5 protein-coding genes are annotated in these 8,548 nt (G+C 70.2%); 2 read left to right on the top strand and 3 right to left on the bottom strand.

The genetic code is table 11. From position 1 onward, the window contains the following. Window positions 1-154: 154 nt before the first annotated feature. The 3 genes from RIN46_RS05015 to tkt are packed head-to-tail and all read right to left on the bottom strand — an operon-like array spanning window position 155 to window position 5,039. Entirely contained in the window at window positions 155-1,777 is a 1,623-nt protein-coding gene (locus RIN46_RS05015) for a glucose-6-phosphate isomerase (protein WP_309079687.1), read from the bottom strand. A gap of 2 nt (window positions 1,778-1,779) precedes the next feature. Beyond that, a complete protein-coding gene (tal, locus tag RIN46_RS05010; protein WP_309079688.1) occupies window positions 1,780-2,892 on the bottom strand; it encodes a transaldolase in 1,113 nt (370 codons plus the stop codon). A 32-nt stretch (window positions 2,893-2,924) separates the two neighbouring features. Continuing rightward, a complete protein-coding gene (gene tkt / locus RIN46_RS05005; RefSeq protein ID WP_309079689.1) occupies window positions 2,925-5,039 on the bottom strand; it encodes a transketolase in 2,115 nt (704 codons plus the stop codon). 296 nt (window positions 5,040-5,335) lie between these two features. Here tkt and RIN46_RS05000 point away from each other — a divergent pair, with 296 nt between their 5' ends. Both RIN46_RS05000 and thrS read left to right on the top strand, forming a co-directional pair. Continuing rightward, window positions 5,336-6,319 (top strand): heme o synthase, encoded by a 984-nt coding sequence (locus RIN46_RS05000; protein WP_309079690.1) that lies wholly within the window; start codon window positions 5,336-5,338, stop codon window positions 6,317-6,319. 210 nt (window positions 6,320-6,529) lie between these two features. After that, window positions 6,530-8,548, top strand: a complete 2,019-nt coding sequence (gene thrS / locus RIN46_RS04995; RefSeq protein ID WP_309079691.1) for a threonine--tRNA ligase — start codon at window positions 6,530-6,532, stop codon at window positions 8,546-8,548.

Below are 8,548 nucleotides of genomic sequence, written 5' to 3'. Positions count from 1 at the left end.
TCCTGTAGGGGACCCGGGGGAGCGAGTCCCGGCAATCCGTGGGCGGAAGCGGAGTGCGGCCGGCGGGCGCCAGCGCGTGACCGGACCGGCTCCGGCCGGCGCCGTCGAGTCCCCTCGACGGCGCCGGCCGGAGCCACCGGTCAGGAACGGCCGGTCACGAGGACAGTGCTGCGACCGCGTCGCGGAACTGCTCCAGCGCCGCTGCCCGGTCGGACAGATGCAGCCGCAGGACGGGCCGGCCCTGCTCCGCGAGCACCGTGGCGTCGCCGGCCGCCTGGGCCTGGATCAGCTGGCCGAACGTGAACGGGCGGCCCGGGATCTCGAGATCCTGCGCGGGGGCCGCCGTGATCTGCAGGAACACGCCGACGCTCGGGCCGCCCTTGTGGAACTGGCCGGTCGAATGCAGGAACCGGGGACCCCAGCCGAACGTCACCGGACGATCCGCGACCGCGGCGAGCTCGGCCCGCACCTCGGACAGGCCGGACAGGCCGATACGGTCGAGGTAGGCCTGGACGCTGAGGTAGCCGTCCGCCGGCAGCTCCGCCAGGAGTCGCCGCAGGGCACCCGCGAGGTCGTCGACGCCGTCGAGCAGCCCGGCCGTGCCGCGCAGCTCGACGCCGCCGTCCACGAGGTCCGCCGGGGCGGGCTCGGGACGCTCGTCGAGCAGGCCGCGGGCAGCCTTCTTGGCGGCCTCGACGTCCGGCTGGTCGAATGGGTCGATCCCCAGGAGTCGGCCGGCCACGACGGTGGCGACCTCCCAGACGATGAGCTGGCTGCCCAGCGAGCCGGCGACACGGACCTCGTGCGCGTCCGATCCCGCGGAGTCGGAGTCGGCGTCGGCCGGTCCGAGACGCACGACCAGCGTGTCGTCCGCCCCGGCCCGCAGCTCCGGCGCCCCGGGCTCGACGACGACGGGCAGCAGCCCCGTGCCGTCCTTGCCGGTCGACTCGGCGATCAGCTGCTCCGCCCAGTCGGCGAAGCCCACGATGCCGGAGCCCTCGTCGACGAAGACGATCTTGTTGCGCAGGGGATCGGTGCCACCGAGGGCGGCGCCGAGGACCAGCCCGGCGTTGTCGGGATCGTCCTCGCGCAAGAACTCGGCGGCCTCCTCGGCCTCGTCGAGGAGGGCCGCGATGTCGACGCCGGCGAGCCCGGAGGGGACCAGCCCGAAAGCCGTCAGGGCCGAGTACCGGCCGCCCACGTTCGGGTCGGCGTTGAAGACCGCACGGTAGCCGGCGGCTCGGGCGGTCTCGTCCATCGGCGAGCCCGGGTCGGTAACAACGACGATGCGGCTCGCCGCGTCGAGCCCGGCACGGGTCAGGGCGTCCTCGAAGACCCGGCGCTGCGAGTCCGTCTCGACGGTGGATCCGGACTTCGAGGAGACGACGAGCACCGACTCCTCGAGTCGATCGGCCAGGGCCGCGGCGACCATCTCCGGGTCCGTGCTGTCCAGGACCACGAGCTCGACGCCCGCCGTCGCGGTGATGACCTCGGGGGCGAGGGACGAGCCGCCCATGCCGGCCAGGACCACGCGGCTCACGCCCTCGGTCCGGAGCTCCTCGCGGAGAGCCAGGACCGGGTCGACCAGCTCGCGGGAGGCCGCGAAGAGGTCGACCCAGCCGAGGCGGATCGACGCCTCGGACTCGGCATCCGGACCCCAGAGCGTGGCGTCGTGGTCGAACAGCCGCGAGGCGAACCGATCGGCGACGAGCTGTTCGACGTTCGCCGCGACGGCCTCGCGGGCGGCGCCAGTGGCGCGGAAGTCGAAGGAGCTCATCTCTACCGCGCTTCCTCGAGAGCAATGCGGACGTCCTCGAGCAGCTCGGCCCAGGCATCCTCGAACTTCGAGACGCCCTCGCGCTCCAGCAGCGCGACGACGTCGTTGTAGCTCACGCCGAGTGCGGCGAGCTGGTCCAGGACCTCGTTCGACTCGGCGTAGGTGCCGCTGACGGTGTCACCCGTGACCTCGGCGTGGTCCGCGGTCGCGTCGAGCGTCTTCTCCGGCATGGTGTTCACGACGCCCTCGGCGACGAGCCCCGTGACGTAGAGGGTGTCCGGCAGGTTCGGGTCCTTCACACCGGTCGAGGCCCACAGCGGGCGCTGACGGTTGGCGCCTGCGGCCTCGAGCGTGGACCAGCGCTCGGTGGAGAAGAGCTCCTCGTAGACCTGGTAGGCGAGGCGGGCATTGGCCAGCCCGGCGCGACCCTTGAGCGCCGCCGCCTCCTCGGTGCCGATCGAGTCGAGGCGCTTGTCCACCTCGGTGTCGACGCGGGAGACGAAGAAGGAGGCCACGGAGTGGATCCGGCTCAGGTCGTGGCCGTTCTCGCGGGCCTGCTCCAGCCCCTCCTGGAACGCGTTGACGACGGCGCGGTAGCGGTCCAGGGCGAAGATCAGGGTCACGTTGACGCTGATGCCCTCGGCCAGCGTGGCCGTGATGGCCTCGAGGCCCTCGACCGTCGCGGGGATCTTGATCATGACGTTCTCGCGGCCGACCTTGTCGTGGAGACGCTTCGCCTCCTCGGCGGTGGCTGCGGTGTCGGCGGCCATCCGCGGGTCGACCTCGAGGGAGACTCGCCCGTCGTAGCCGTTCGACTCCGCGTACACGCCGGAGAACAGGTCGCACGCGGCGGCGACATCCGCCGTCGTGATCTCGAAGACCGCGGTCTCGACGTCGGCGCCGGCCGCGGCCAGCTCCTTGACCTGCTCCGCGTACGAGGCGTCGCCGTTCTTCACGGCGGCGGCGAAGATCGACGGGTTGGTCGTCACGCCGACCACGTTCTTCTCCTCGATCAGCGTCTGCAGCGAGCCGTTGTTCAGGCGGTCGCGGGAGAGGTCGTCGAGCCAGATGGAGACGCCGGCCTTGGAGAGGGCGGCGGTGTTCGGGTTGCTCATGGGTGAATCCTTAATCTGCTTCGCGGGACGGATTACTGGGCAGCGGCGATCGACTCGCGGGCGGCCTCCGCGACGGCCTCCGCCGTCAGGCCGAACTCGCGGTAGAGCGTCTTGTAGTCGGCGGACGCGCCGAAGTGGTCCAGGGAGACGATGCGGCCCGCGTCGCCGACGAGTTCGCGCCAGCCCAGGGCCACGCCGGCCTCCACGGACACACGTGCACGGACCGCGGCCGGGAGGACGGACTCCCGGTACTCGGCGTCCTGCTTCTGGAACCACTCCAGGCACGGGATGGACACCACGCGGGCCGCCACGCCGGCCGCGGCCAGCTGCTCGCGGGCGCCCACGGCCAGCTCCACCTCGGAGCCGGTGGCCAGCAGGAGCACGTCGGGCGTGGTCGCATTGCCGTCGGCGTCCAGCGCCTCGGCGAGCACGTAGGCACCCTTCGCCACGCCGGAGGCGGCGCCGAAACCCGGGGCCGATCGGTCGTAGACGGGCAGGTTCTGGCGCGTGAGCACCAGGCCGGCCGGGTTCTCGTGGTTCTCCAGGATCGTCTTCCAGGACCACGCGACCTCGTTCGCGTCGGCCGGACGGACGACGTCGAGGTTCGGGATGGCGCGCAGCGACGCCAGCTGCTCGACCGGCTGGTGGGTCGGGCCGTCCTCGCCGAGGCCGATCGAGTCGTGCGTCCACACGAAGATGGACGGCACGCCCATCAGGGCGGCCAGGCGCACGGCCGGGCGCTGGTAGTCGGAGAAGATCAGGAACGTGCCCGCGAAGGCACGCGTCTTCGAAGCCAGCGTGATGCCGTTGACGATCGATGCGGCGGCGTGCTCGCGGACGCCGAAGTGGAGGACGCGGCCGTAGGGCTCACCGGTCCACATGTCGGTGGTCCGCGACGCGGGGTTGAAGGACTTCGCCTTCGCGATCGTCGTGTTGTTCGAGCCGGCGAGGTCGGCGGAGCCGCCCCACAGCTCCGGCAGCACGTCCGCGATGGCGTTGATGACCTTGCCCGACGCCGAGCGGGTCGCCATGGAGTCCCCGGCCGGGAACTCGGGCAGGCTCGTCTCCCAGCCGTCCGGCAGCTCGCGCTTCTCGATGCGCTCGAGCAGCGCGGCGCCCTCGGGGTTGCGCTCGGCCCAGGCGGAGAACTCGGTCTCCCACGCGCGGCGGGCCTCGGCTCCGCGCTCGGCGACGCGGCGGGTGTGCGCGAGGACCTCGTCCTCGATCCCGAAGTGCTGCTCGGGGTCGAAGCCCAAGATCTCCTTCAGCGCCGCGAGCTCCTCGCCGCCGAGTTTGGCGCCGTGGATGCCGCCGGTGTTCTGCTTCGTCGGCGCCGGGTAGCCGATGATGGTGCGCAGCGAGATGAGGGAGGGGCGGCCGGTCTCGGCCTTCGCGGCGCGCAGGGCTGTGTCCAGGGCCGGGACGTCCTCGACGTACTCGCCGGTCTCGGTCCAGTCGACGCGCTGGGTGTGCCAGCCGTAGGCCTCGTAGCGCTTCAGGACGTCCTCGGTGAACGCCACATCGGTGTCGTCCTCGATGGAGATCTTGTTGTCGTCGTAGATCACCACGAGGTTGCCCAGCTCCTGGTGCCCCGCGAGCGACGACGCTTCGGAGGTGACGCCCTCCTGCAGGTCGCCGTCGGAGGCGATGACCCACACGGTGTGGTCGAAGGGGCTGGTGTCCGGCGCGGCGTCCGGGTCGAGCAGGCCGCGCATGCGGCGCTGGGCGTAGGCGAAGCCGACGGCCGAGGCGAGCCCCTGGCCGAGAGGGCCGGTGGTGATCTCCACGCCGGCGGTGTGACCGTACTCGGGGTGGCCCGGGGTCTTCGAGCCCCAGCTGCGCAGCGCCTCGATGTCCTCGAGCTCCAGGCCGTAGCCGGAGAGGAAGAGCTGCAGGTACAGCGTCAGCGAGGTGTGGCCGGGGGAGAGGATGAAGCGGTCGCGCCCGACCCACTCGGGGTCGGCCGGGTCATGGCGCATGTGGTGCTGGAAGAGCAGGTAGGCGGCGGGTGCGAGGCTCATCGCGGTGCCCGGATGCCCGCTACCCACCTTCTCCACTGCATCGGCCGCCAAGACGCGGATGGTGTCGACGGCACGCTCGTCCGTCTGCGTCCAAGTCAATTCGATAACTTCCGACTGTGGCGCCACGTTGTGGTCCTCTCTTGAAGGGTTCAGGCTCGAACGCCGGCGAACTCACGGCGACTCGGTATCGCCCGCCCACAACAAAGGGGCCGTCTTTGGCTCCGGCGCTTTCGCTCCCCACCATAGCCGGAAGAGGCCCGCCGCGGGGGCATGTGACCGCGCGTGATCCTGCGGATCAGCTGACGGCGAAGAATCGCGCCGAGACGGATGGCCGTGCGTCACACCGGATCCACCGTTTTCTACACGTTGTAAAAGGGTATGATGGGCGTGTCTGTCCATTTCCCTGCATAGAACTGAGTGGCATGTCCGTGAAGTCCGTTGTCAGCGACGTCTCTCCCGTGGGCCGGGCGCGGCGTCAACCCGGCGAGCCGCTCGGTGCGTTCCTGGGGCGGAAGGCCGGCGCCTACGTCGCGCTGACCAAACCGCGTGTCATCGAACTGCTCCTGGTAACCACGCTGCCGACGATGATCTTCGCCGAGCGCGGTTTCCCCGACATCTGGCTCGTCATCGCCACCCTGGTCGGCGGCGCCATGGCCGCGGGGGCCTCGGGCTCCTTCAACTGCTACATCGACCGCGAGGCGGATCGGCTGATGCGCCGCACCCAGGGTCGCCCCCTGGTCACCGGCGACGTCACCCCGCGTGAAGCGCTCGTCTTCTCCTGGCTGCTGGCCGTGTCCTCGATCGCGGTCCTCTGGGCCGGAGCCAACCTGCTCACCGCCGCCCTGGGCGTCGCGGCGATCCTGCTCTACGTGGTCTTCTACACGCTGATCCTCAAGCGCCGGACCTCGCAGAACATCGTCTGGGGCGGGATCGCGGGCTGCATGCCGGTCCCGATCGCCTGGGCCGCCGTCACGAACACCCTCGAGTGGCCGGTCCTGATCCTCTTCCTGCTCATCTTCCTGTGGACGCCGCCGCACTACTGGCCGTTGTCCATGAAGTACTCGGAGGACTACCTCGCCGCCCGCATCCCGATGCTCGGGGCCATCGCCGGCGCGCGCACGGTGTCCATCCAGGTGGTGCTGTACGCCTGGGCCACCGTGGTCTGCTCCCTCCTGCTGGCCCCCATGGGCTACGCCGGCATCGTCTACACGGTGCTCGCCGCCGTCTCCGGGGCCTGGTTCGTCTACGAGTCCCACGTGCTCTACCGCGAGGCCCGCCGGGAGCACGACCCGGTGGACATGAATCGCAAGGCGATGAAGGTCTTCCACATCTCCATCACCTACCTCACCATCGTGTTCGTGGCGCTGGCCATCGACCCCTTCGTGGGACAGCCGCTCTTCGGCTGAGCCCGTCCCCGACGCCAGCGGCCCCAGGGCCGGGTACGACGACGACGCCCCGCGACGTCGTCGTGCGCGTTTAAAGGGGCGCCGCCCCGGGCGTGTGGCGGCCCGCCGTGCCGGTCCGATCCGGTTGGTTGCCCGCCGGGCACTCGGATAGGCTGAACGGCGGCTGGCTGTGGTCCCCGTACGCCGCAAGTCATGAAGCCCCACAACGAAATGAGGAGACCGACCGTGTCAGAGCAGATCACCGTAACCGCCGCCGGCGAGCCGAGCGAGGTGACGGCCGCGACCACCGGCACGGAGCTCTTCCGCGACGCCAAGGACGTGGTGGTGATGCGGGTCGACGGCGTGCTTCGCGACCTGGACCGCACCATCGAGCCCGGCAGCGTCGTCGAGCCGGTGACGATCGACTCCCCGGACGGGCTCGACGTCCTGCGCCACTCGACGGCGCACGTCATGGCCCAGGCGGTCCAGCAGCTCCGCCCCGACGCGAAGCTCGGCATCGGGCCCTACATCAAGGACGGTTTCTACTTCGACTTCGACGTGGCCGAGCCGTTCACCCCCGAGGACCTGAAGACCCTCGAGAAGATGATGCTCAAGATCGTGAACCAGGGCCAGCGCTTCCAGCGCCGCGTGGTGAGCGAGGACGAGGCCCGTACCGCGATGGCCGACGAGCCCTACAAGCTGGCGCTGCTGGACAAGTCCGCCGAAGCTGACGAGGCCGGCGAGGGCGTGAACGTCGAGGTCGGCGCCGGCGAGATCACCATCTACGACAACGTGGACCGCAAGTCCGGCGAGACCGTCTGGTGCGATCTCTGCCGTGGACCGCACCTGCCGAGCACCAAGCTGATCTCCAATGCGTTCGCGTTGACCCGCACCGCCGCCGCCTACTGGCTCGGCAACGAGAAGAACAAGCAGCTCCAGCGCATCTACGGCACGGCCTGGCCCACCAAGGAGGCGCTCAAGGCGTACCAGGAACGGTTGGCCGAGGCGGAGCGCCGCGACCACCGCAAACTCGGCTCCGAGCTGGACCTCTTCTCCTTCCCCGACGAGCTCGGCTCCGGCCTGCCGGTGTTCCACCCCAAGGGCGGCATCATCCGCAAGGCCATGGAGGACTATTCCCGGCAGCGGCACACCGAGGCCGGCTACGAGTTCGTCTACACCCCGCACATCACCAAGGGGCACCTGTACGAGGTCTCGGGGCACCTGGACTGGTACCGGGACGGCATGTTCCCGCCGATGCACGTGGACGAGACGCGCGGCGAGGACGGCGAGATCGTCAAGCCCGGCCAGGACTACTACCTGAAGCCGATGAACTGCCCCATGCACAACCTGATCTTCCGCTCGCGGGGCCGCTCCTACCGCGAGCTGCCGCTGCGGCTGTTCGAGTTCGGCCAGGTCTACCGCTACGAGAAGTCCGGCGTGGTCCACGGGCTCACCCGCGTGCGTGGCATGACCCAGGACGACGCCCACATCTACTGCACGCGCGAGCAGATGAAGGACGAGCTGACCACCACGCTCAACTTCGTCCTCGGGCTGCTCAAGGACTACGGGCTGGACGACTTCTACCTGGAGCTCTCGACCAAGGACCCGGAGAAGTACGTGGGCTCCGACGAGGTCTGGGCCGAGGCCACGCGCACCCTCGAGGAGGTCGCCGAGGCCTCCGGGCTCGAGCTCGTGCCGGACCCGGGCGGAGCCGCCTTCTACGGTCCCAAGATCTCGGTCCAGGCCCGCGACGCGATCGGCCGGACCTGGCAGATGTCGACGATCCAGCTGGACTTCAACCTGCCCGAGCGCTTCGAGCTGGAGTACCAGGCCGCCGACGGATCGCGCCAGCGCCCCGTCATGATCCACCGCGCCCTGTTCGGCTCGATCGAGCGCTTCATGGGCGTCCTGACCGAGCACTACGCCGGGGCGTTCCCGGCCTGGCTCGCGCCTGTCCAGGTCCGGGCGATCCCGGTCGCCGAGACGTTCAACGAGTACGTGGACGACGTCGTCGCCCGACTGCGGGCCCGCGGCGTCCGGGCGGAATCGGATCTGGGCTCCGACCGGTTCCCGAAGAAGATCCGCAACGCCTCCAAGGAGAAGATCCCCTTCACGCTCATCGCGGGCGGCGAGGACGCGGAGGCCGGGGCGGTGTCCTTCCGGTTCCGCGACGGCAGCCAGGACAACGGGATCCCGGTGGACGAGGCCGTGGAGCGCATCGTGGCGGCGATCGAAGCCAGGGAGGCCTAG

The organism is Zhihengliuella sp., assembly GCF_031178195.1.
Lineage (GTDB): Bacteria > Actinomycetota > Actinomycetes > Actinomycetales > Micrococcaceae > Zhihengliuella.
Note: the sequence above shows the minus strand (reverse complement) of the source record. Positions and strands in the feature narration are given on the sequence as shown.